The 23,811-nt window shown below is 45.1% G+C and carries 16 protein-coding genes and 1 riboswitch; of the genes, 11 read left to right on the top strand and 5 right to left on the bottom strand.

Annotation, left to right across the window (positions count from 1 at the left end; all coding sequences use genetic code 11):
- Positions 1-82 precede the first annotated feature (82 nt).
- Entirely contained in the window at positions 83-3,763 is a 3,681-nt protein-coding gene (gene metH / locus IQR33_RS03260) for a methionine synthase (protein ID WP_054577147.1), read from the top strand.
- Positions 3,764-3,849: 86 nt separating this feature from the next.
- Here the strand turns inward: metH and lysC are convergent, their stop codons facing one another.
- Positions 3,850-5,202, bottom strand: a complete 1,353-nt coding sequence (gene lysC / locus IQR33_RS03255) for a lysine-sensitive aspartokinase 3 (protein WP_017636211.1) — start codon at positions 5,200-5,202, stop codon at positions 3,850-3,852.
- 101 nt (positions 5,203-5,303) lie between these two features.
- Positions 5,304-5,482, bottom strand: a riboswitch (Lysine riboswitch).
- A gap of 220 nt (positions 5,483-5,702) precedes the next feature.
- Between lysC and IQR33_RS03250 the strand changes: the two genes are divergently transcribed.
- Positions 5,703-6,824 carry a pyridoxal-phosphate-dependent aminotransferase family protein gene (locus tag IQR33_RS03250; RefSeq protein ID WP_017821323.1) on the top strand — a complete coding sequence of 374 codons (1,122 nt, stop codon included), beginning with the start codon at positions 5,703-5,705 and terminating at the stop codon, positions 6,822-6,824.
- Between the two features lie 59 nt (positions 6,825-6,883).
- On the opposite strand, the gene IQR33_RS03245 is transcribed toward IQR33_RS03250, so the two are convergent.
- The 4 genes from IQR33_RS03245 to IQR33_RS03230 all read right to left on the bottom strand — a co-directional run bounded on the left by IQR33_RS03245 (position 6,884) and on the right by IQR33_RS03230 (position 13,381).
- Positions 6,884-8,665 (bottom strand): PglL family O-oligosaccharyltransferase, encoded by a 1,782-nt coding sequence (locus IQR33_RS03245; protein WP_053303474.1) that lies wholly within the window; start codon positions 8,663-8,665, stop codon positions 6,884-6,886.
- A 67-nt stretch (positions 8,666-8,732) separates the two neighbouring features.
- Entirely contained in the window at positions 8,733-11,555 is a 2,823-nt protein-coding gene (uvrA, locus tag IQR33_RS03240) for an excinuclease ABC subunit UvrA (protein WP_017636207.1), read from the bottom strand.
- Between the two features lie 149 nt (positions 11,556-11,704).
- Positions 11,705-12,577, bottom strand: coding sequence for a UTP--glucose-1-phosphate uridylyltransferase GalU (gene galU / locus IQR33_RS03235; RefSeq protein WP_005381239.1), 873 nt, complete (start codon positions 12,575-12,577; stop codon positions 11,705-11,707).
- A 159-nt stretch (positions 12,578-12,736) separates the two neighbouring features.
- Complete coding sequence (locus IQR33_RS03230; RefSeq protein WP_005381237.1) at positions 12,737-13,381, bottom strand: LuxR C-terminal-related transcriptional regulator; 645 nt, start codon at positions 13,379-13,381, stop codon at positions 12,737-12,739.
- A 277-nt stretch (positions 13,382-13,658) separates the two neighbouring features.
- Between IQR33_RS03230 and IQR33_RS03225 the strand changes: the two genes are divergently transcribed.
- The 9 genes from IQR33_RS03225 to IQR33_RS03185 all read left to right on the top strand — a co-directional run.
- Positions 13,659-14,198 carry a single-stranded DNA-binding protein gene (locus IQR33_RS03225; protein ID WP_017636205.1) on the top strand — a complete coding sequence of 180 codons (540 nt, stop codon included), beginning with the start codon at positions 13,659-13,661 and terminating at the stop codon, positions 14,196-14,198.
- Positions 14,199-14,440: 242 nt separating this feature from the next.
- Positions 14,441-16,450 carry an RNase E specificity factor CsrD gene (csrD, locus tag IQR33_RS03220; RefSeq protein ID WP_193837562.1) on the top strand — a complete coding sequence of 670 codons (2,010 nt, stop codon included), beginning with the start codon at positions 14,441-14,443 and terminating at the stop codon, positions 16,448-16,450.
- A gap of 11 nt (positions 16,451-16,461) precedes the next feature.
- A complete protein-coding gene (locus IQR33_RS03215) occupies positions 16,462-17,907 on the top strand; it encodes a hypothetical protein (protein ID WP_047103665.1) in 1,446 nt (481 codons plus the stop codon).
- Positions 17,904-18,554: a type II secretion system protein GspM gene (gspM, locus tag IQR33_RS03210; protein WP_005381197.1), complete on the top strand. Its 651-nt coding sequence runs from the start codon at positions 17,904-17,906 to the stop codon at positions 18,552-18,554. The genes IQR33_RS03215 and gspM overlap by 4 nt, the downstream gene beginning before the upstream one ends.
- The gene (locus IQR33_RS03205) at positions 18,547-18,879 is read left to right on the top strand and encodes a hypothetical protein (protein ID WP_005381196.1); all 333 of its coding nucleotides are present in this window, start codon (positions 18,547-18,549) and stop codon (positions 18,877-18,879) included. Before gspM ends, IQR33_RS03205 begins: the two co-directional genes overlap by 8 nt.
- 20 nt (positions 18,880-18,899) lie before the next feature.
- The gene (gene mshL, locus IQR33_RS03200; RefSeq protein WP_005388471.1) at positions 18,900-20,540 is read left to right on the top strand and encodes a pilus (MSHA type) biogenesis protein MshL; all 1,641 of its coding nucleotides are present in this window, start codon (positions 18,900-18,902) and stop codon (positions 20,538-20,540) included.
- 44 nt (positions 20,541-20,584) lie between these two features.
- On the top strand, positions 20,585-21,430 hold the full coding sequence (locus IQR33_RS03195) for an ExeA family protein (protein ID WP_033907419.1): 846 nt from the start codon (positions 20,585-20,587) through the stop codon (positions 21,428-21,430).
- Positions 21,427-22,521 carry a tetratricopeptide repeat protein gene (locus IQR33_RS03190; RefSeq protein WP_193837563.1) on the top strand — a complete coding sequence of 365 codons (1,095 nt, stop codon included), beginning with the start codon at positions 21,427-21,429 and terminating at the stop codon, positions 22,519-22,521. The genes IQR33_RS03195 and IQR33_RS03190 overlap by 4 nt, the downstream gene beginning before the upstream one ends.
- The coding region (locus IQR33_RS03185; protein WP_228013734.1) for a GspE/PulE family protein at positions 22,518-23,811 on the top strand (1,294 nt) is incomplete at its 3' end. The genes IQR33_RS03190 and IQR33_RS03185, both read left to right, overlap by 4 nt.

The following is a 23,811-nucleotide window of genomic DNA, read 5'->3' as shown; positions in this document are numbered from 1 at the left end:
CATTAATTCTACGTTTAGACGTCTAGACTCCTGAAGTTTGTGTGATAGGATGGAAAGATAACTAAAGGAATGAGGCTGTACTGTGGGAAGTAACGTAATACAACAGATTGAAGCTCAATTGAAGCAACGTATTCTTTTAATTGATGGTGGTATGGGAACCATGATTCAGGGATACAAACTTGAAGAGCAAGACTATCGAGGAACGCGCTTTGCGGATTGGCATTGTGATCTAAAAGGTAACAACGACCTGTTGGTTCTAAGTCAGCCTCAACTTATCAAGGAAATTCACGCTGCATATTTAGAAGCGGGTGCAGATATTCTTGAGACCAACACTTTTAACGCAACAACCATTGCGATGGCTGACTACGAGATGGAAAGCCTAAGTGAAGAAATTAACTTTGCAGCTGCCAAGCTTGCACGTGAAGTTGCAGACGAATGGACCGCAAAAACACCCGATAAACCGCGTTATGTCGCAGGGGTTTTAGGGCCGACGAACCGCACTTGTTCTATCTCTCCTGATGTAAACGACCCTGGATATCGAAATGTTTCTTTCGACGAGTTAGTTGAGGCTTACTCTGAATCGACTCGAGCGCTGATTAAAGGTGGTTCTGATCTTATTCTTATCGAGACCATCTTCGATACTCTTAACGCTAAGGCTTGTTCATTTGCTGTTGAAAGTGTGTTTGAAGATATGGGTATTGAGTTACCTGTGATGATCTCGGGGACTATTACTGATGCTTCCGGTAGAACATTATCCGGTCAAACCACAGAAGCGTTTTACAACTCATTACGTCATGTTAAACCGATTTCGTTTGGTTTGAACTGTGCACTTGGCCCGGATGAACTGCGTCCTTATGTTGAAGAGCTCTCGCGTATATCAGAATCTTTTGTTTCCGCTCACCCAAATGCTGGGCTTCCGAATGCATTCGGCGAATACGATTTGTCGCCAGAAGATATGGCTAAGCATGTTAAAGAGTGGGCTCAAAGCGGCTTTTTAAACTTGATTGGTGGGTGTTGTGGTACAACTCCTGAGCACATTCGCCAAATGGCACTCGCGGTTGAAAATATCGCCCCTCGTCAATTACCTGAACTTCCCGTTGCTTGTCGCTTGTCTGGCTTAGAGCCGCTCGCCATTGATAAAGACTCTTTATTCATCAATGTCGGTGAGCGTACGAATGTAACTGGTTCTGCGCGTTTTAAGCGCTTGATTAAAGAAGAACTGTACGACGAAGCGCTCGATGTGGCTCGTCAACAAGTTGAAAATGGCGCTCAAATTATCGATATCAACATGGATGAAGGCATGTTGGATGCACAAGCTTGTATGGTTCGATTTTTAAACCTTTGTGCGTCAGAACCTGAAATATCCAAAGTACCAATCATGGTTGACTCTTCCAAGTGGGAGGTTATTGAAGCCGGTCTTAAGTGCATCCAAGGAAAAGGCATTGTTAACTCGATCTCTCTCAAAGAAGGCAAAGAGAAATTCGTTGAACAAGCTAAGTTGATCCGCCGTTACGGTGCGGCTGTGATTGTGATGGCGTTTGATGAGATTGGGCAAGCAGATACACGTGAGCGCAAAGTAGAAATTTGTACCAACGCTTACCGAATTCTTGTTGATGAAGTGGGCTTTCCACCAGAAGACATCATTTTTGACCCAAACATTTTTGCCATTGCTACGGGGATCGAGGAGCATAATAACTACGCGGTGGATTTCATTGAAGCCGTTGGCGATATCAAACGTGATTTACCACATGCGATGATCTCGGGTGGTGTTTCTAACGTCTCATTCTCTTTCCGTGGCAATAACTATGTACGTGAAGCGATTCACGCGGTGTTCCTCTATCACTGTTTTAAAAATGGTATGGATATGGGGATTGTGAATGCGGGTCAGTTAGAAATCTACGATAACGTGCCTGAAAAATTGCGTGAGGCTGTGGAAGATGTCGTTCTTAACCGTCGTGATGACGCCACTGAGAGATTGTTAGATATCGCGGCGGAATATGCAGGCAAAGGGGTAGGTAAAGAGGAGGATGCCTCTGCACTTGAGTGGAGAACTTGGCCTGTTGAAAAGCGTTTAGAGCACGCGTTAGTGAAAGGAATAACTGAGTTCATCGTTGATGATACCGAAGAGGCTCGTGTCAACGCTTCAAAGCCATTAGAGGTGATTGAAGGCCCACTAATGGATGGGATGAACGTCGTCGGAGACTTGTTTGGTGAAGGTAAAATGTTCCTTCCTCAGGTCGTAAAATCTGCACGAGTGATGAAGCAAGCAGTCGCGCATCTGGAGCCCTACATCAATGCAGAAAAGCAGGTGGGACAAACAAACGGTAAGATTTTGCTAGCGACGGTCAAAGGTGATGTACATGATATCGGGAAAAATATCGTTGGCGTTGTATTGCAGTGCAATAATTATGAAATTATCGATCTTGGTGTCATGGTTCCTTGCGAAAAGATCTTAAAAGTAGCGCAAGAAGAAAACGTCGATATTATTGGTTTATCAGGGTTGATCACGCCTTCATTAGACGAAATGGTGCATGTTGCAAAAGAGATGGAGCGTCTCGACTTTAACTTACCTCTTCTCATCGGTGGCGCAACAACGTCAAAAGCCCATACAGCAGTTAAGATTGAGCAAAATTACAAGCATCCAGTGGTTTACGTGAACAACGCCTCACGTGCAGTGGGCGTATGTACTTCTCTTCTGTCTGATGAACGTCGCCCTGAATTTGTTGAAAAACTTGAAGCTGATTACGAACGAGTACGTGATCAACATAATCGAAAGAAACCGAGAACCAAACCAGTGACATTAGAAGCTGCTCGAGCGAATAAAGTTGCTATCGATTGGGAAGCTTATACTCCTCCAGTGCCTGTTAAGCCTGGCATTCATATCTTCGATGATTTTGATGTGGCTATATTACGTCAATACATCGATTGGACACCATTCTTTATGACTTGGTCACTTGTGGGTAAGTATCCAACAATTTTCCAACATGAAGAAGTTGGTGAAGAAGCAAAACGTTTATTCGAAGATGCCAACGAGATACTTGATCGAGTTGAGCGAGAAGGCCTGTTAAAAGCGCGTGGAATGTGTGGCTTATTCCCTGCTGCGAGCGTGGGGGACGACATTGAAGTTTATGCTGATGAAACTCGTACCGACGTTGTGAAAGTATTACGTAACTTGCGACAACAGACCGAGAAACCAAAAGGATTCAACTATTGTTTATCCGACTACATCGCACCTAAAGAGTCGGGTAAGCATGATTGGATAGGGGCATTTGCTGTCACTGGTGGTATTGGTGAACGAGAGCTTGCTGATGAATACAAAGCACAGGGAGATGATTACAACGCAATTATGATTCAAGCGGTGGCGGATCGCCTAGCCGAAGCGTTTGCTGAGTATTTGCATGAGCGTGTCCGTAAAGAAATTTGGGGTTATGCTGCGGATGAAGATTTATCTAACGATGATCTCATTCGTGAAAAATACCAAGGTATTCGCCCTGCACCAGGTTATCCAGCGTGCCCTGAGCATACTGAAAAAGGACCGCTTTGGGAGCTACTTAATGTGGAAGAGAATATTGGCATGACTCTAACCTCCAGCTATGCAATGTATCCGGGCGCGTCAGTCTCTGGTTGGTATTTCTCTCATCCTGACTCACGTTACTTTGCGATCGCACAGATCCAAGAAGATCAGCTAGAGAGTTACGCCGATCGTAAGGGGTGGGATAGGATCGAGGCTGAAAAATGGTTAGGGCCAAACATTAACGGTTAAATTGATGTTTACCTCGTCCAAATGTAACAACTATTGAAACAACAAAGGGCTGCAGATACGCAGCCCTTTGTTTTATTGAGTTGAACTTACTTCTCAAACAACTCCGTGTGGAGTTTTTGTATGGCTTGTTTCGATACCGATTCATGGAGCAAGAAGCATAAGTTGTGAGGGCTAGCGCCATAACAAATCATGCGTAGGTTAAAATCTTCTAGCGTGCCAAAAACCTGTTTCGCGTAGCCTTTACTCTCACTCATGTTGTTACCAATGAGAGCAACGAGGCATAGGTCATGTTCAACTTCTACCTTACATAACTCTTCTAACTCTTCTCGTGCAGCTTGCGGCAGCTGCGGCGCGCCACCAGATGTATCAGTTTGATCAAGTGTTAACGATACACTGATTTCAGATGTCGTGATCAAATCGACAGAGATCTTATGCTTTGCAAGGATCTCAAAGACCTTTGCTAAGAAACCGTATGCGTGGAACATATTGGCGCTGCGTAGCGTTACCATGGTTTGGTTACAACGCAAAGCTAGCGCACGGAATAACGGTGAGCTTTCGACTTGGTGGCGAATCCAAGTTCCCCCTTTTTCAGGCTCTTTCGATGACCCTACAAATACCGGAATGTCGTGGCGCAATGCAGGTACTAGCGTAGAAGGGTGAAGGATTTTAGCGCCAAAGTTAGCCATTTCTGAAGCTTCACTAAAGCTGATCTCAGGAATTGGTGAGGCTTTTGGCGCAATTCGCGGGTCTGTTGTGTAGATGCCCGGAACATCAGTCCAGATTTCTAACCCTGCCGCTTTGACGCTCTCAGCAATTAAGGCGGCGCTGTAATCGCTGCCTCCTCGACCTAGTGTTGTTGTATTACCGGCTTCGTCAGATCCTATGAAGCCTTGAGTAACAACAACGGATTGTTGGCAAAGTGGTACGAGTTTATCTTGCGCAAGCGTCGAAATTGCTTCAATGTTTGGCTCCGCGCGACCAAAGTTGTCATCAGTACGCAGCACATCGCGGATATCAAAGCGCACAGCTTGAATGCCTCGCTCACACATTAACTGAGTTAGAATGTGCGTCGACATGAGTTCACCACATGCGACTAAATGATCGGTTAACTTCGCACTAGCTTGGATAGATGCAGCCTCGGCCAGGCTGGTTACGGTATCTAATATGTCATACACCTCGGCAGCAGTTTTCGTGCTGTCTTCGAGCTGAGTTAAAATGGCGTCATGAATGTTGGCCAAATTTTGTAGCAGCTCAGTACGGTGCGTTTGATCCTGAACACCGTTGGCGAGTTCTACCAATAGGTTGGTGACGCCAGAGCAAGCGCTGCTCACGACCAGGCGAGTAGTTGGATTGTTTTCGATAATGGTGGCGCAACGACTCATTGCCTCAAAGTTGGCAACACTGGTTCCACCGAATTTAGCTACGTTAAATGCGCTCACTGCGTTCTCCCACGACTTCCTAAAAAATTGTACATCCAATGTTTAGTGAGAAAAGGAACAGAGCAAAAAGAGAGGTATTTAGAATGCTATTTGAAAAATTTACCCTCAGAAGCCCTTCATCAGACTGCGCTGATGACAGTTGATGGGATTCAGCCCAATTCAACCGACAAGTCAAATCCTGCAACTTTGACTTACCTCGGCACTACTCCCCCTCAATGATTGGTGTTGGAATTGCGGTTCCACAAATCATCTACCTGGGTAGCGCTCCTCTTCTACATAAAGCTCAAACATTGAACGGTTTTGAGACCTTAATGTCAATCAATATTTCAACCTTTATGGTGTTTTTTATTAACGATTTTGTGACACTGGTTTGACCTCCATACTTACGGCTAATTGCTGATAGAGGAAAAATCTATTAGGGTGAAGAACCCTACACCTGAGCCATGTTATTGAATAGAACTTTTAGAATGCTCAGGATAAAAGATAATCAAGGAGCTGACATGTCGATCCAAAGCTTTATTCCACCTCACCGTATTTTAATGGGACCTGGTCCTTCTGATATTTATCCTCAAGTGTTACAAGCACTAAGCCGTCCTACTGTAGGTCACCTTGATCCTCTGTTTATCGGTATGATGGATGAGCTCAAGCAGCTATTGAAGTATGCCTTTCAAACTGACAATGAGTTCACGATTGCGGTTTCAGCGCCAGGTAGTGCAGGGATGGAAACCTGCTTTGTAAACTTGATCGAGAAAGGCGATAAAGTGATCGTCTGCCGTAATGGTGTATTTGGTGAACGCATGCGCGAAAATGTCGTCCGTGCTGGTGGTGAAGTTGTTATCGTCGATGATGAATGGGGGACGCCTGTTTCCATTGATAAAGTCGAGCAAGCACTCGAACAGCACCCAGATACAAAAATTCTTGCTTTTGTGCATGCGGAAACCTCAACTGGTGCAGTCAGTGATGCTCAAGCATTGGGTAAGCTGGCGAAACAGCATAATGCATTATCTATTGTTGATGCGGTGACGTCACTTGGTGGTGTGCCGTTAAAAGTGGATGAATGGCAACTGGATGCGGTTTACTCTGGTAGTCAAAAATGTTTGTCATGTGTACCTGGACTCTCACCAGTGACGTTTTCTCCTGCCGCGATTGAAAAGATTCAAGCAAGAACAACACCAGTACAGAGTTGGTTCCTCGATCAGAGTTTAGTTTTGGGGTATTGGAGTGGAGAAGGCAAGCGTAGTTACCATCATACGGCGCCAGTTAATAGCTTGTATGCGCTTCATGAAGCTTTATTGATACTGAAAAATGAAGGATTAGAAAACGCTTGGGCTCGTCACCAACTGATGCATGAAAAACTCAAAAATGGCTTACAAAAGTTAGGATTTGAATTTGTTGTGGACGAAGCCCATCGGTTGCCACAATTAAATGCGATTTACGTGCCTGAAGGAATTGATGAAGCAAAAGTTCGTGCTCACTTGCTAGAAACCTATAACCTAGAAATTGGTGCAGGCCTTGGGGCATTAGCTGGTAAAGCGTGGCGTATTGGCTTAATGGGTTACGGCGCTCGATCTGAAAACGTTGCGCTGTGCTTAAAAGCGTTAGAAGAGTCACTCACTGAATAAAATCATACAGCAATGAGATAAAGAAAAGCGAAGGTCATCCCTTCGCTTTTTTGTACTTATTACTCTGCACCTGAAGTGGGGGCTGGTGAGGCAGAGATTGCTTGAGAAGGTGGTTGGTAATTGACGTCACTGAAATCAATCTTCGGGAACAAAAACTGCGCTTCAGCTCTAATTTGCTCCGCTTTACTTGAGTCATCTAAGCCTTGGTAGGCCAAAATCAAATTATTATAAAATGCAGGGCGAGGCTTATCTTTGATGATTTTTAGCGACCAATCGATATAAGGCTGAATCAAGGTTGCGTCTTGTTGGTACAGCCCAAGGTTTAAAAACGTGCTATAGACATCCCAATCAAACCTGTCTTTCCAAACCACAGGGTTACTGACTTGATTCAGAATATCAGGGTTAGTTGGTCTAGTGGTCTCAAACTTCGTCAATACATAGTTCGTATGTAATGCGCTTACCATGTAAAACGTAAACGCAACGGGAAGTACCAAACTAAAAACACGCAGCAAGCTTTTGGTCACATTACTAAAGCCGACTTGTCGATAACGAGAGACGCGCTGATCGACCCAGTACAGTAGGATAACGAAGATCAACCAATGCACGAGAGAGTGGTAGAAAGGGTATTCCAGTTGCGAGTGCAATACGATAGGTATAAACAAGGCCAGCAACGCAAGACGAGTTCCGCGTTTGGCTTGATAGATTCGATACAGTACCAGTGCCATCGCTAAGAAGATGCCGAGTATTGGCAGCAAGCCACCTTCTACTCCCCAGTAAAGTAGCTCATTATGCGGATGATCCATGGCTGGCAAACCAGCTGGGTAATTCTCATTTAGGGCATGTTGACGAGCCGTATACAGCATGTACTCAGATTCAAACTTGCCATATCCATAACCAGTAAAAGGCTTTTCAATCACCATGTCTAATGTTTGTGGAAAAGTATACGCTCGAGGAGACTCCATATTTACTTTTTCTGCGGCTAACCCACCTCCATCAGGAAAGGCAAGATGCATGACAACGACTGAGAGTAAGAGCCCACTTACAAGTGACACAACCCAGCGGATAAAGCGCCCTTTGGTTGCAAAGCGGTACATGTATGGAATGACCAACAACACGGCGATGACCGAGGCTAACCAACCAGTGCGTGAAGCCAACGCCACAATTAGTGGTAAAGTTAAAACTGGTACGGCATAGAGAAGGTAAACATCGCTTAACTTACGATCGTATTTGTAGGGCTGACGTGCAAGTAAATAGCTGGCAATCACCAACCCTGTCGCAAGAAAGCTGGCCATTACATTGGGCTGTTGGAAAATACCATAAGGACGATTGGCCACCGTGTCGTAACCAAACGGATTGCCTGGTTTGAGATACAGATATTGTGTCAAACCAAAAATGGCTTCGATAACAACCGCAAGGACAATGAACCATAATAGGCGTTGGCGATGTTTATTACTGAAATGAAATTGTTGTAAGACAATAAAGAACAGGACACCACACCACAGGCCAATGAGCTTATTGGCTGCCAAACTGCTATTCGCATTTGGGTACAGAATGGGCACCGTCATGATAAGAGTACTAATGAACAAGCCGATGGTTAGTTTTGAGTAACGTAGTACTCGATTATTCGCAAGTTGGTAACACCCAATGCCTAATGCAAAGCTAAAAGCAATCCAAGTTGTCGCATTGAACGAAAGCGAAAGCCCCGAACCGCCGGGGTTGGGCATGAAAAAGTGCATTGCCAACACAAATAGTGTTGCCAAGGCAATGAGAAACTTGCGATTGAGGGGAACCTGTACTTTTTCGGGAGAAAGCTTTGTTCCACTTACATGTATAGTAGCCATAGTTATTGCGTTGTTTTGAATGAAAAAAGACCAGCACTTGCTGGTCTCGATACTTTACCTGTTTTTTCTACTTCAACATAGGCTTGAGGAAGTGAGCTGTGTGCGACCCCTCGATTTGCGACACATCTTCCGGAGTGCCTTGAGCGATTATCTCGCCGCCACCCTGACCCCCTTCAGGACCAAGATCGATAATCCAGTCCGCAGTCTTAATGACGTCCAGGTTATGCTCGATCACCACGACAGTATTTCCGTGGTCGCGAAGTCTGTGCAGTACAGTGAGCAACTGCTGGATATCATGGAAGTGCAAGCCGGTTGTTGGTTCATCCAAAATGTACAAGGTTTTTCCTGTATCACGTTTGGATAGCTCTCGCGCCAGTTTCACACGCTGTGCTTCACCACCGGAGAGTGTTGTTGCCGCTTGACCCAATCGTATGTACGACAAACCCACATCCATCAGTGTTTGTAGTTTGCGAGCGATGGCAGGAACTGGATCGAAGAAGGTGCGTGCATCTTCGACCGTCATTTCTAGCACTTCATCAATAGTTTTACCTTTGTAACGTACTTCGAGCGTTTCACGGTTGTAGCGTTTACCGTTACACACATCACATGGCACATAAACATCTGGTAGGAAATGCATTTCTACTTTGATAACACCGTCACCCTGACAGGCCTCACAACGACCACCGCGTACGTTAAAACTAAAACGGCCCGGCTTGTAACCGCGAGAACGCGACTCCTGTGTGCCTGCAAACAGTTCACGGATTGGTGTAAAGATCCCCGTATAGGTTGCAGGGTTAGAGCGAGGTGTACGGCCAATTGGGCTTTGATCGATATCGATGACTTTATCGAAGTGCTCTAGACCTTTAATCGATTTATAAGGTGAAGGCTGAGCCGTTGTCGCTCCGTTAAGTTGGGTATGCGCAATTTTAAAGAAAGTATCATTAATCAGCGTTGATTTACCTGAGCCAGATACCCCTGTAATACAGCTGAATAACCCAACAGGAATTGAAAGGTTAACGTTTTTAAGGTTATTACCTGTTGCGCCTAATAGCTCAACCGTTTTTTTCGGATCTCGCGGCGTGCGATCTTTCGGTACTGCGATTTCTTTAACACCGCTTAAGTACTGACCTGTCAGAGAATTCGGATTTGCGATTATCTCTTCCATGGTGCCTTCCGCAACAACATTACCACCATGTACGCCAGCACCAGGACCAATATCTATGACATGATCTGCACAGCGAATCGCATCTTCATCGTGTTCTACCACAAGTACGGTATTACCTAAATCGCGCAAATGAGTGAGCGTTTTTAATAAGCGTTCATTATCACGCTGGTGGAGGCCAATCGACGGTTCATCTAAGACGTACATGACACCAACAAGACCTGCACCAATTTGGCTTGCTAAACGAATACGTTGAGCTTCACCGCCTGATAAGGTTTCAGCACTGCGTGATAAGTTTAGGTAGTTCAAACCGACGTTAACTAAGAATTGCAGGCGGTCGTTGATTTCCTTCATCACTTTTTCAGCGATTTGGGCTCGTTGACCTTCCAGTTTCAAGGAATGGAAGAACTCCAATGCATCAGCAATGCTGAGTTCAACAATCTCAGGTAGTGTCGTATCAGCAATAAACACGTTACGTGCTTCGAGGCGTAGACGAGTACCGCCACAGCTTGAACAAGATTTAGTGGAGATGTATTTTGCAAGCTCTTCACGGACAGAGTTGGATTCTGTATCACGATAGCGACGTTCTAGGGTATTCAGAATACCTTCGAATGGATGGCGTTTAACGCGAATATCGCCACGATCGTTGATGTATTTAAACTCAATCTCAGTACGACCTGAGCCCTTTAGAATGACATCTTGCGTTTTCTTTGGCAGAGAATTAAAAGGGGCATGGAGGTCAAAACCATAATGATCGGCCAATGAGGTGAGCATTTGGAAGTAGTAGTAGTTCTTTTGATCCCAACCGCGAATCGCACCTTGTGCCAAGCTTAATGAATCATCTTGAATGACTCGGCTTGGATCGAAGTATTGTTGAACACCCAAGCCATCACAAGTGCCACATGCACCAGCAGGATTGTTGAATGAGAAAAGTCGCGGCTCTAACTCTTGCATGCTGTAACCACATTGTGGACAAGCGAAGTTGGCGGAGAAAATAATCTCTTCACCGTCGCCATCCATTGGCGCGACAACCGCAATTCCGCCTGATAATTCGAGCGTGGTCTCGAAAGATTCGGCCAAGCGCTGTTGTAAGTCTGGACGAACTTTAAAGCGGTCTACCACGACTTCAATGGTGTGCTTTTTATGTAGCTCAAGGGTTGGAGGATCGGAAAGATCGCAAGTTTCTCCATCAATACGCGCACGAATAAAGCCTTGAGCCGCTAAGTTCTCAAGCGTTTTAACATGCTCACCTTTACGTTCTTTGACAATAGGCGCCAATAGCATCATTTTGCTGCCTTCCGGCATCTCTAGGACTTTGTCCACCATTTGACTGATGGTTTGCGCAGCAAGAGGGGCATGGTGCGTTGGACAGCGGGGTTCGCCCACACGAGCATACAATAGACGTAAGTAGTCGTAGACTTCGGTAATTGTACCGACGGTTGAACGCGGGTTATGAGAAGTAGATTTCTGTTCAATAGAAATCGCGGGTGATAACCCTTCAATGTGGTCGACATCGGGTTTTTCCATCAGAGACAAAAACTGACGAGCGTAGGCAGAGAGAGACTCTACGTAGCGTCGTTGGCCTTCTGCATACAATGTATCGAAAGCGAGAGAGGATTTACCGGAGCCACTTAGTCCAGTAATGACAATCAGTTTATCGCGAGGGATTGTAAGATTAATGTCTTTAAGGTTATGGGTTCGGGCACCGCGAACTTCTATTTTATCCATCGTTTTTGCTCTATGTATAACCAAGTGGGGCAAGTATTACATAGTGTGAGAAATGTGCAAAGAAAATTACTGGATAAAAAAACAGTAAAGTAAAAAGCCCAGCGTTGTGCTGGGCTTTCGATACAGTAATTTCGTACTACGACGATGCTTTATACTGCTTTTTGTGTTGCGTGCTTACCTAGCTCAGAGGTTTTTTCATCTTTTAGATACAGGTTTTCAAAACAATAGTTAGTTGCTTCGATGTAACCTTCAACGCTACCACAGTCAAAGCGTTTGCCCTTGAATTTGTAAGCCAATACACAGCCCGCTTTTGCTTGTTTTAGCAGCGCGTCAGTGATTTGAATTTCACCACCTTTACCAGGTTCGGTGTTTTCAATCAGTTCAAAAATATCGGGAGTCAGGATGTAGCGGCCAATGATAGCAAGGTTACTAGGCGCCGTGCCTTTCTCTGGTTTTTCTACCATGTCGTCTACGCGGTAGATGTCGTCTTTGATCATTTCACCAGAGATAACGCCGTATTTGTGTGTTTCTTCGGCTGGTACTTCTTGTACTGCAACGATAGAACAGCGGAACTGCTTAAATAGTGCCACCATCTGAGCCAGTACGCCCTCTTGCTCGTTCACACAAAGGTCATCAGCAAGAACAACAGCAAATGGCTCATCGCCTACCAATTCTCGTCCAGTTAGAATCGCGTGGCCCAAGCCTTTCATTTCGCGTTGACGTATATAAGTGAAGTTTGCAGATTCAATGATTTCACGGATATCTACCAACAGCTCTTCTTTGTTGGTACCGCTAATCTGATGTTCCAGTTCGTAGTTCTTATCAAAGTGGTCCATGATCGAGTGCTTGCCACGACCTGTCACAATACACATGCCGTTCATACCAGCTTGGATTGCTTCTTCGACACCGTATTCAATAAGCGGTTTGTTCACAACTGGCATCATCTCTTTTGGCATAGATTTCGTTGCCGGTAGGAAGCGTGTGCCATAGCCTGCAGCAGGGAACAGACATTTTTTTATCATTGGGGGAATATCCTATCTCGTTTTTATCAAGAATCTGCGCATAACTTTAACACGAGAGGTATCAATGAATCATGAATAAAGTAGGAAAAAATGTGAGACTCGGTGCGGAAAAAAGATGAGCGACTCGTCATTTCAGTTATCAGAGCCGCTAACATTGCATCAAGACATTAAGTTTTGGTCTGCCCAGGCGATTGCCTGTACTCTGTTCTTTACGGATAGCTTTTTGAATATCTGATATAAGTGCGATTTGATGGTGAATTCACTGACGAATAACTCCTCGGCCATCTGACTGTTCGAGGCGCCAGCTTGTAGGCAACGCAGTACTTGTAGCTCACGAATGGTTAAGTCTACCGTAGCTGGTGCAGTATGAGTATTAATGACATTGCGGTAATAGTGTAAAAGTTGACTGGTTACATTACGCGGCAGCCAGTTTTGACCGTTAACAATGCCTTTTAACCCTTCTCCAATTTGCTCTAGCGTATCTTCAGAATAAAACACACCTTTTAATTGACCAAATGAAAGAAGTTCATCCGTGGTTAGTCTTTTAGGCACGTTGAAGACAACGGTTTCAAAGTTTTTCCATACAAGAGGCAAGTTTTTGATCGATTGAACAAGTGATTTATGTTCACTGAAGTCTATCAGTAGAATTTTATTACGGTGTTGTGGCTTGGCTTCCATGAGTGCTGCGGTTGAAATCACCGGGATGCTCATATCAACGTACTTTTCGAGTGCCGCCACTTTTTTTTGCGCATTATCTTCCATACTGATCAGAAATAGCTTTCTTGCGTAAGCCGACTTTCTCACGTGTTCCAATCTCCCTGGGTTCAATAGAAGCCATAAACTGGCATTAAAGAGAGGCCATAACCATCGCTTTACTGAATAAATGCGTTCGAATTCAAAGCTTCACGAAACGATGTCTGCAACGCGAATCAAAAATGCTACACACGTAAGTTGAAATACGATTTGGGTTCTAGAGGATGACTCAATAGATCACAATGGTATTAGACTTTAATCAAAACATTAAAGCGTGCTATTCTAATGCGCTAAAATTTTATATATCCAGAGTGAAACGGAGCACATCATGGCCAGCCGTGGAATTAACAAAGTTATTTTGGTGGGGAATCTAGGTAACGACCCTGAAATTCGTTACATGCCGAATGGCGGTGCAGTAGCAAACATTACTATTGCGACTTCTGATTCATGGCGTGATAAAGCGACTGGCGAACAGCGCGAAAAAACGGAATGGCACCGTGTTGTGTTGTTCGGCAAACTTGCGGAAGTAGCAGGTGAGTACTTGCGTAAAGGCTCTCAAGTTTACATTGAAGGGCAACTGCAAACTCGCAAATGGCAAGATCAAAGTGGCCAAGATCGCTACTCAACGGAAGTCGTTGTTCAAGGCTTCAATGGTGTGATGCAAATGCTTGGCGGTCGTGCTCAAGGTGGCAGCGCACCTATGGGCGGTCAACAGCAGCAACAAGGTGGATGGGGTCAGCCTCAACAGCCAGCTCAGCAGCAGTACAATGCGCCTCAGCAACAGCAACCACAACAACAGGCTCCGCAGCAATCACAGCAGCAGTACAATGAGCCACCAATGGATTTTGACGACGATATCCCGTTCTAAATTCTGCTTATGCTTGAATCGAAAAGGCCGCGAATATCGCGGCCTTTTTTATTGTCGCAATCTGATGATCTCACAGGCTTATCTTGGCAAGGTTAGGCGTAACAATAAAACTTATCAATGAGTGTGATTTTCTTTATGCTCCAGCCTCTCACTATCAGACTAATCCGATTGTTTGATGAACTCTTATCAAGTATAAATATTTCAATAAGGTATATGATGAATAAAAAAGGAATTTGGTATTCATGAGGTATACCCCAACTCTTAAGTTAAGCACACGGCTGGTGGCCTTTGTCACCATGATCGTTATCTGCGCCATGTTTATCTTGTTTGTCGGTGGCACCCTCTCTTTTAAACGTCTTGGGCAGGAATATCTCAACCATTATTTAGAAGGGATCGTAGAGGTGGTCGACAAGGAGATGGAAGATCCTGACGCCGCTTATTCTATGCAGCGCTGGATGCCGAAAATGCTGCAGGCTTCCAATATTGTCGAAATGACGTTGTCGACTAACAACGCCGTTGTTTATCGCTTCAAAGATACTTCTCATCAAATGGAAGCGTCAGTCTTGTTTGAGGCAGAGTACCAGCTGACTCACAATCAAGATTACACGATTCACTTTAAAGCAATTCCCCCTTACTTAGGTTACAGCTACTCAATGCAGGCGCTTTGGTCGATCACGCTTGCCGTGATATTGATCATCTTCTGCTTAATGCGCGGCGTGGCATGGCTTAAGGAGCAATTAGAAGGCTCCGAAATGCTCGAAGAGCGAGGCAGAATGATCCTGGCTGGTAGGGTGGAGCAGTATGCCAAAGGTGACAAAAAAGAATGGCCTTACACCGCCAGTGAAGCGCTCGATGTATTAATCGAAGAGTTACAAGATGCGCGTCAAGAGCGAAGCCGATTTGATACCTTTATTCGAACTCAAACCTTCCTTGATAAGCTAACCGGTACCGCTAACCGAGTGTTATTTGATAGCAAGTTGGAATCGGCGTTACTAGAAAGTGGGGCTCGCGGCGCCGTGTTGCTAGTGCGTATTCAAGACTGGAAACTGGTTGAAGAAGAGCAAGATAAGCAAATTACGGATGAGTTTATTGTTGAAGTTGGGAGTTTATTGTCCAATTTAGTTCAACGATACCCAGATGTTGTATTTTCCCGTTATTACGATGCTGATTTTGCGCTTTTTCTACCGCACCAAAGTGCGAAAGATGTGGCTAACCTTGCCTCGCAATGCATTCGCCAGTTAGAAAAGTTAATGCCGCCAGAGCCACTTGATCCAGACAACTGGTGCCATATTGGCATCACCACTTATAAAGAAGGTGAGCGACACAGCCAAATCATTGATGAAGCCGAGACTGCTTTGCGTAGTGCGCAACTACAAAATAACAATAATTGGAGTCGCTTCAAAAAATGGAACCACGATGAAGAAGCTCGCGGAAGTGTGAGGTGGAGAACGTTATTTGACACAGCACTTACACCTGAAAGTGTGATACTCTACGCACAATCTGTGCACCCAATAAGTGACGCGACGCATAAAAAATCATTATATGAAGAGTTAACATGTCGGATTCGCGATCCTGAGAATGGGATTGTTAAAGCGTCTCGGTTCATTTCTGCGATCAGACAGGTTGGTTATGAAGCGCAAATGGATAAGTCGGTTATTAATAAATTCTTAAGAGAGTTTAAGGATAATTTTGATAACTCAAGATCGTATGCGCTCAATTTGAATGTAACGCCATTTTCTAACCGAGAGTACTTTAAATGGTTTCGTGATGAACTCTTACAGTTGTCACGTGAGCAGAGAAAGTGTCTCAGTTTTGAGTTTGTTGAAGCACAATTTGTAAGACACTTAGACTTTATGCGACCAGTCGCTAAAATGCTGGCCGGTTTAGGGTGCCACTTAATGGTTGGGCAGGCTGGGCGTACCATCGTTAGCACTCACTATTTAAAAGAAGTGGACATTCGTTACCTTAAACTTCATCGCAGTTTAGTAGCAAAAATCGACCAACGACATGAAAACCAGCTATTTGTCCGCAGTATGCTAGGTGCGGCGGCAAACAGTAAAACTAAAATTATAGCAGTGGGAATTGAGAATCAGAACGAGCTCAACACATTAATTGAGCTCGGGGTTTATGGTGGGCAAGGGCGTTACTTTTCTGCGGAGCAGCAGTTTCTTCCTCGTCCCCAAGCGTTGCCGAATTCTCAATCAGAATCCCAAGTTAAATTGGGAAGACGAAATCGCTGGCGGAAAAAATAAAGATAATAATCATGGATTTCAAAGCACTATTCGACAAGCTTAAGCGATCATCTAGTGGTGGTCGCTCCTGCTTTTTGGTTATTCAGCCAGACGCCGTTTATTTATCATCTTCAATCAAAAGTAGTCGTCCATACCAATTTGATATTTCTGAGTCCAATTGGGAAAAAGCCGTTGAGCAAGCATTGAGCGTTGCAGCGAGTGCGTATGATTCATTAACGGTTGTTCTTTCTCATAACTATTACCAGATGTACCAAATCGACAAACCGGTCATGCCGCGTCAAGAATGGCCAGCCGCATTACCGTTTTTGTTGAAAGAACTGATCTCTGAGCGCGCCATCGACATTATTGCCGATGCGGTCGAGTTACCGAATTCAACCAAAGTGCAAGCATACGTCTTATCGCGAAAAATATTGGATAAGATTGTGTTACTGGCCAGTCGATCCCAGTTACCACTAGAAGCAATTCTTCCTGAAGACGATATTTGGGGAGAGACTGCGGGTGAACTAGGAAACTTCCTATTATTACAACGCAGTGTGCGTGGTCATTTCCGTATAAGCGCTTTTGTCGAAAATACTATTGCGTTCCACCGCTCTATTCGCAGTGTGACGCCACCGTTAACGGGGGTTCCGTCTAGCGATTTACAGATGGACAGTCTGTCGTTAGAACTGCAACGTTCGATTGACTATCTTTCATCTCAGTTACGCCACGTGCAATTACATCAATTGAAAGTGTGCTGTGATGAAGAGGATGAGAGCGAGCTTGTTCAGGCTCTGAACTACCGTTTAAGTACTAAGGTTTCACCGTTATTACCACCAGAACATGAGCTATCAGGACATGTTTTGGCTGACACTGCGGCTACTTCAAATACTCGACGCGTCAACTTATATCCCGATTACTTAAAACCGAAAAAAGAGCTCCTGACGCTAAAAAATATCGCGTTATCTTGGGGCGTTGCGGCGGCTGCAATTCTATTTTCTTACGGTTATGTCACTTGGCAGAGCAGCGGTTTGGAAGATGAGATTGCTATTGTAAAAAGTAAAGGCGATATCATGAAGTCAGAGCTTGAACGTTATCAAGTCAAGCTACGTAAGCATCAACCTGACAATAATAAGCTGGCAGCTAAAGCCCGCTTAGAACGTGAAGTCAAGGCGAAGCGAGACTCGCTTAAAGCTGTCGGGAAATACGATGACTCGCAACGCACGGGTTACTCTGGCGTGATGCAATCATTAGCGAAGCTAGGAAACCAAGAAATTTCTTTGTCCGAAATTCGAATCAATACCCATACCTTAGACCTGAAGGGACTAGCGAAAAAACCGAGCTCAGTGCCAAATTGGGTTAGCCAATTTAAAAACGAAATTAGCTTGGTTGGTCGAACGTTTGACGACGTCAAAATAGGTCGAAATGATAAGGATATTGTGACGTTTGAACTAAAAACGCGCGAGGATAAAGAGAAATGAACGAATTCTGGCTCTCATTAGAAGGGCGCTTTGGCGAAATGAGTACGCGTGAAAAAGTGCTCACCGCATTATGCGGTTTAGTTGTCGTGATCATGTTGCTCTTTACGCTGGTATTGGAGCCAAAGCTTAACGAGATCATCAGTAATGAGAGGCAACTAAGTAATTTAAAGCAAGCCAATCAAAAGATTGAAATCGATACGCTACGTATTCAGGCGCAACTTAAGAAAGATCCAAATGCTGAGATTGATCGCGCGATATCTAATCTGTTAGCTGAGAGTCAGCATCTTTCGATGCAATTAGCGGAGATCATCGAGCATCTTATTACACCTTCGCAAATGGCTGAGCTGCTTGAAAATGTGTTGGAGCAGCAAAGTGGCATTCACCTTTTGTCTCTGCAAACCTTGCCATCTGAGCCAATAACGGAAGATAAAGAAGCATCGCAATACTCTGGTTACTACGTGCATCCTGTTCGTATGGAACTGACTGGTGACTATTTTTCTATTGCTAATTATCTGAATAAATTGGAGAGCCTTCCTGCGAGTTATTACTGGCGCAGCTTTAGTTATAAAGTCGAAGAGTACCCGAAAGCGAAGCTTGTGTTAGAAGTCTACACACTAGGATCTAGAGAGGAGTTTATTGGTGGTTAACAAACTCATCATCTCATTGCTTGTTATGGCAGCGGCAGGAACCGCTTGGGCAAACCAGGACCCAACGGCCCCACTTGGTTGGGAAAAGCCAGCGGTTGAAACGTCAGCGAAACCAAAAGTTAAACGGTACCGACTGCCTAAGCTCAACAGTATTGTGTGTAAGCCAAGTACTGATTGTATCGCGATTATGGATAACAAACTTGTCGAAAAAGGCGAGCTATTTAAGGGTTATCGCGTCGCGAGCATTAATAGTGAATTTGTAACTTTAAAGCGTGGTAACCGTCAGTGGGACCTAGAGCTTTTTGATTTAAACGTAAAACAATAATAACCAGAGCCCGATCAGATATGCGCAAATTAGTTGTAGGAATAACGATTGCTTCTTTAATGGGATGTTCAATGGGTCATCGGAATCCAGTGGAAGTTAAAGAAGCGCTCAATGAATCGATCAATCAAGCGAACAGCCGCACATTGGAAGAAATCCCTTCTTCTGTTGAGGCAGACTTGATGCCAAATTTAGACTCGAACGTTGCATCAGAGCAAGGCACCTCGAAGCGTTTTCGTATTCAAGCGAATGCGGTCGATGCAAGAAGCTTTTTCGCTTCGTTGGTGAAAGGCACAGAGTACAGTGTGGCGATTCACCCATCGGTACAAGGTAATATCACTGTCAACTTGTCAGATGTGACATTGGATGAAGTTCTGAATGTCGTACAGAATATGTATGGCTATGACGTGGTGAAGTCTGGCAAAGTAATTCAAATCTACCCAGCAGGTATGCGTACTGTGACCATTCCAGTCGATTACCTGCAGTTCAAGCGTTCTGGTCGCTCATTAACCAGCATTGTTACGGGCTCTGTAACCTCGGCTGGTACGTCTAATTCTGGTGGTAGCTCAGACAGTTCTGACTCGTCAGACTCTAACAATGGAAACAACAACGATAGCTCAACCACATCTACGGGTGGTACACGCATCGAAACCATCACTGAAAGTGACTTCTGGCCTATGCTGCAGCAAGCCGTTGCGAATCTAATTGGTTCAGGCAAAGGGCAAAGTGTGGTTGTAACGCCACAAGCAGGAGTTATTACGGTTCGAGCATTTCCAGATGATATTCGCGAAGTACGCGAGTTCTTAGGTGTATCGCAGGAGCGCATGCAGCGCCAGGTCATTCTTGAAGCTAAAATCCTAGAAGTGACGTTGAATGATGGCTACCAACAAGGCATCAACTGGTCAAACTTATCGGCATCAATTGGTAACTCGGGTAGTATCGTAGTCAACCGCCCTGCGTCGACATTACCACCATTGGATGCGATTGGCACGCTATTGGGCGGTCAAACTAACGTGACTATTTCGGATGGTAACTTCAATGCTGTATTGAGCTTCATGTCTACGCAAGGTGACTTGAACGTCCTTTCGAGCCCTCGTATTACCGCTGCCAACAACCAAAAATCTGTTATCAAAGTGGGTACCGATGAGTACTTTGTTACCGAGCTATCGAGCAATGCAGGCAACGGTGAAAACTCAAATGCGGTTCCTGAAGTGGAACTGACGCCATTCTTCTCGGGTATTTCCCTTGATGTGACTCCGCAAATTGATAACAAAGGCAATGTGTTCCTGCATGTTCACCCCGCAGTTATTGAAGTCACGGAAGAAGTGAAGCAATTGAACTTGGGCGGAGATTTCCAAAACATCCAACTGCCATTAGCGAAAAGCTCTATTCGTGAATCAGACTCGGTTATTCGTGCTAAAGATGGCGATGTTGTGGTTATCGGCGGGTTGATGAAACAGCAAAATCGTGAGCTTGTTTCTAAAGTCCCATTTTTGGGCGATGTACCAGCACTGGGGCATTTGTTCCGCAACGTGAATAACGTAACTGAGAAAACAGAATTGGTCATCTTGCTAAAACCGACCGTAGTTGGCGTGAACTCTTGGCAGAAAGAGCTAGAGCGCTCTCGTGATCTGCTGCAAGAGTGGTTCCCAGATGCGCAATAAGCGCTGGGAAAGGTTCTGTTTTTTAATAGGTTTGTGATTCGAGTATGTACTTGTCCCACTTTGGATTCCGAGTTCAGCCTTTTTCGTTAACCCCAAATACAGAAATGTTCTTGGGGTTAGTCCCTCACTATGAGGCGATCCAAACCATCCTAGCTGCCGTGCAAATGGGAGAAGGGGTGATTAAGGTGACGGGAGAAGTCGGCACTGGAAAAACCATGGTATGCCGTAAGCTGATCGAGCAGATTGAATCTGAAGTTGAGCTTATTTACTTACCCAATCCAGTGTTGAATGGGGAACAGTTGCAGTTTGCTGTCGCCAGAGAGTTAGGTATCGAGAACGATGATCCGCTGCGCATCGTTTCCCTCATTCAAGAGCACTTGATTCAAGTACATGCCTTGGGAAAGAAAACCGTCTTGATCGTTGATGAAGCGCAAGCTCTTTCCCCACAAGCTTTAGAAACATTGCGTCTATTTGGCAACCTAGAAACGGAACAAGATAAGCTCATTCAATTGGTGTTATTCGGACAACCTGAGTTGGATGAAAGATTGGCTAACCATGAGCTAAGGCAGTTTCGTCAACGCATTACGTTTAGCTGCCAGTTACGTCCTCTCTCTATCGATGAAGGCGTGGCTTACATCAATAATCGTTTAGATAAAGCAGGCAATGGGGCGCACATTTTTTCTATTGAACAGAAAAAAGCGATTTGGCGTTCATCCATGGGGATTCCGCGCTTGATAAACCAAATTAGCCACAAGTCGTTGCTTGCTGCATTTAATGAGCGTTGCACACTATTGAAAAATCATCACGTTTACGCCGCTATGCACGATACGTTTGATGCCCGTAAACCTAAGTTTAAAACACCCGTATTTTGGGGATGGAGTCAACCTTGAGTGCCATCAATAAAGCATTATCAGAACTTGCTGAAAAAACATCGCCGTCAGAGCTTACTCGTGCGGAGATTCCAAGAGTCTCACGCAGTAAACCTTGGCTTTGGCTTGTCGCCGGTTTTTCGTTAAGCCTTGCGGTTGGTAGCTGGGCGGTCTCTCGCGGTCCTGTCCCTTCAGGCGAGCTATCACAGTTTCAAACCGACGCTATGCCACTGTCGTCTGTGAATGTCTCACCAATTGTTTCATCGGAGCGCACTCACTCGCCAACGAGTAAAATGACGCCCGATACAACTCAAGTGGTTTACACTAAACCAGCCACACAGCAGGTAGTGCAACAGCCTCACATACAAGAGACTGATAGGTTCACGCCAAGATCTGAGATAAATATCGCCTCTGAAGATGCAGTTTTACTCGCACAGTTAGCAACGATGCCGAGCGAGGAGCAATACGATCACGTAACCCACACGACATCAGAAAACAGCTCAATGCGTATTGAGCAGGTTGAGCTTACTCACCGCCAATTATCTCTTAAAGCGGTTAGCCGAGCGGAAAAGGCACTCGATGCTAACGATATGCAAACGGCGTTATCGGCTTATGCCGAGGCGTTGCGTTATGAGCCAATGAATGCAGACACGCGTCAAAAGTTATCAGCGTTGTACTTTGGTAAAGGTGACACGCGTAAAGCATATGAGATTATTCAAGAAGGCATCAACCTAGATACGAACAACCAAGTACTCCGCTTGGCCTTGTCTAAGTTGTTAGTGAAAGCTAATCAACCTGAAGCGGCGCTGAGCCCGCTTGTTCATTTGCCTCCAGTACCAAGTCGAGATTACTTGGCGATGCGTGCGGCATTGGCACAAAAACACAAGCAAAATGACATTGCGCTTGAGAGCTATCAACTCCTAACTCAGCGTGAGCCGGAAAACGCGCGCTGGTGGTTAGGTTTGGCTATTCAACAAGAGCGCGCCCTGGCTTTTACTGCCGCGATCAACTCTTACAACCAAGCTCTGGGTAAAGTTGGCATTTCGAATCAATCGCAAGCATTTATCCGTGACCGTTTGAGCATCTTGAAAGAGTTGGAGAGCGCACAATGAAAATTCAGTTGAGAAAACGCTTGGGCGATCTTCTGGTTGAGGAAGGTATCGTCTCTGAAGAACAAATCCAGCAAGCACTAAACGCACAACTCAGTACCGGGCAGAAGCTAGGGGATGCGTTAATTGACCTTGGCTTTATTACCGAAAAGCAAATGTTGGACTTCTTGTCTCAGCAGCTTGGTTTGCCACTGATCGATCTTGGTCGTGCGCCTGTGGATGCCGAAGCCGTGCAGATTTTACCTGAGGTACACGCACGTCGCTTACGTGCGATGGTCGTTGCTCGAAATGGGGACACACTGCGCGTTGCTATGAGTGACCCTGCGGACTTGTTCATCCAAGAATCATTGATGAACTTGTTGGGCCAATACAACCTTGAGTTCATTGTGGCTTCGGAGCGTCAGCTCATTTCAAGCTTTGACCGCTATTACCGCCGTACTAAAGAAATTGCCTCCTTTGCTGAGCAGCTGCATGAAGAGCATAAAGATGTACAAAGCTTTGATTACGGTATTGATGAGGCCGACAGTGAAGAGGTTACCGTTGTAAAGCTGGTTAATTCCATGTTTGAAGATGCGGTACAGGTTGGAGCTTCGGATATTCATATTGAGCCAGACGATCAAGTATTGCGTTTGCGCCAGCGTATTGATGGCGTATTGCATGAAACGCTCTTAAATGAAGTGAATATTGCATCGGCTTTGGTTCTTCGACTGAAGTTGATGGCACACCTAGATATTTCTGAAAAGCGCTTGCCACAAGATGGCCGATTCAATATCAAAGTTCGTGGCCAATCAATTGATATTCGTATGTCGACGTTACCAACGCAGTACGGAGAATCTGTGGTAATGCGTCTGCTTAACCAGTCCGCTGGTTTGCGTCCGTTAGAAGAGTCGGGCTTGCCGCCAGACTTGCTTGCTCGCTTGCGTCGACAGTTGGCGCGTCCGCACGGCATGATTTTGGTTACCGGGCCGACAGGTTCCGGTAAAACCACCACGCTTTACGGCGCATTGAGTGAGCTCAACGAACCTGGGAAAAAGATCATTACAGCAGAGGACCCGGTTGAATATCGTCTGCCTCGCATCACTCAGGTACAGGTTAACAGCAAGATCGATCTAACTTTCTCGCGTGTTCTTAGAACCTTTTTACGTCAAGACCCAGACATCATTCTTGTTGGTGAGATGCGTGACCAAGAGACGGTAGAAATTGGTCTGCGAGCTGCACTAACGGGTCACTTAGTATTGAGTACTCTCCACACCAACGATGCTGTCGACAGTGCGTTACGTATGATCGACATGG

It is taken from the genome of Vibrio sp. OPT46 (genome assembly GCF_015163535.1).
Lineage (GTDB): Bacteria > Pseudomonadota > Gammaproteobacteria > Enterobacterales > Vibrionaceae > Vibrio > Vibrio alginolyticus.
Note: the sequence above shows the minus strand (reverse complement) of the source record. Positions and strands in the feature narration are given on the sequence as shown.

Bases quoted from the DNA above. Each gene is read 5' to 3' on its own strand.
- IQR33_RS03195 (WP_033907419.1), top strand. From the start codon at position 20,585: ATGTACTTGTCCCACTTTGGATTCCGAGTTCAGCCTTTTTCGTTAACC.
- IQR33_RS03215 (WP_047103665.1), top strand. From the start codon at position 16,462: ATGGATTTCAAAGCACTATTCGACAAGCTTAAGCGATCATCTAGTGGT.
- IQR33_RS03225 (WP_017636205.1), top strand. From the start codon at position 13,659: ATGGCCAGCCGTGGAATTAACAAAGTTATTTTGGTGGGGAATCTAGGT.
- csrD (WP_193837562.1), top strand. From the start codon at position 14,441: ATGAGGTATACCCCAACTCTTAAGTTAAGCACACGGCTGGTGGCCTTT.
- IQR33_RS03250 (WP_017821323.1), top strand. From the start codon at position 5,703: ATGTCGATCCAAAGCTTTATTCCACCTCACCGTATTTTAATGGGACCT.
- galU (WP_005381239.1), bottom strand. From the start codon at position 12,577: ATGATAAAAAAATGTCTGTTCCCTGCTGCAGGCTATGGCACACGCTTC.
- uvrA (WP_017636207.1), bottom strand. From the start codon at position 11,555: ATGGATAAAATAGAAGTTCGCGGTGCCCGAACCCATAACCTTAAAGAC.
- mshL (WP_005388471.1), top strand. From the start codon at position 18,900: ATGCGCAAATTAGTTGTAGGAATAACGATTGCTTCTTTAATGGGATGT.
- gspM (WP_005381197.1), top strand. From the start codon at position 17,904: ATGAACGAATTCTGGCTCTCATTAGAAGGGCGCTTTGGCGAAATGAGT.
- IQR33_RS03245 (WP_053303474.1), bottom strand. From the start codon at position 8,665: ATGGCTACTATACATGTAAGTGGAACAAAGCTTTCTCCCGAAAAAGTA.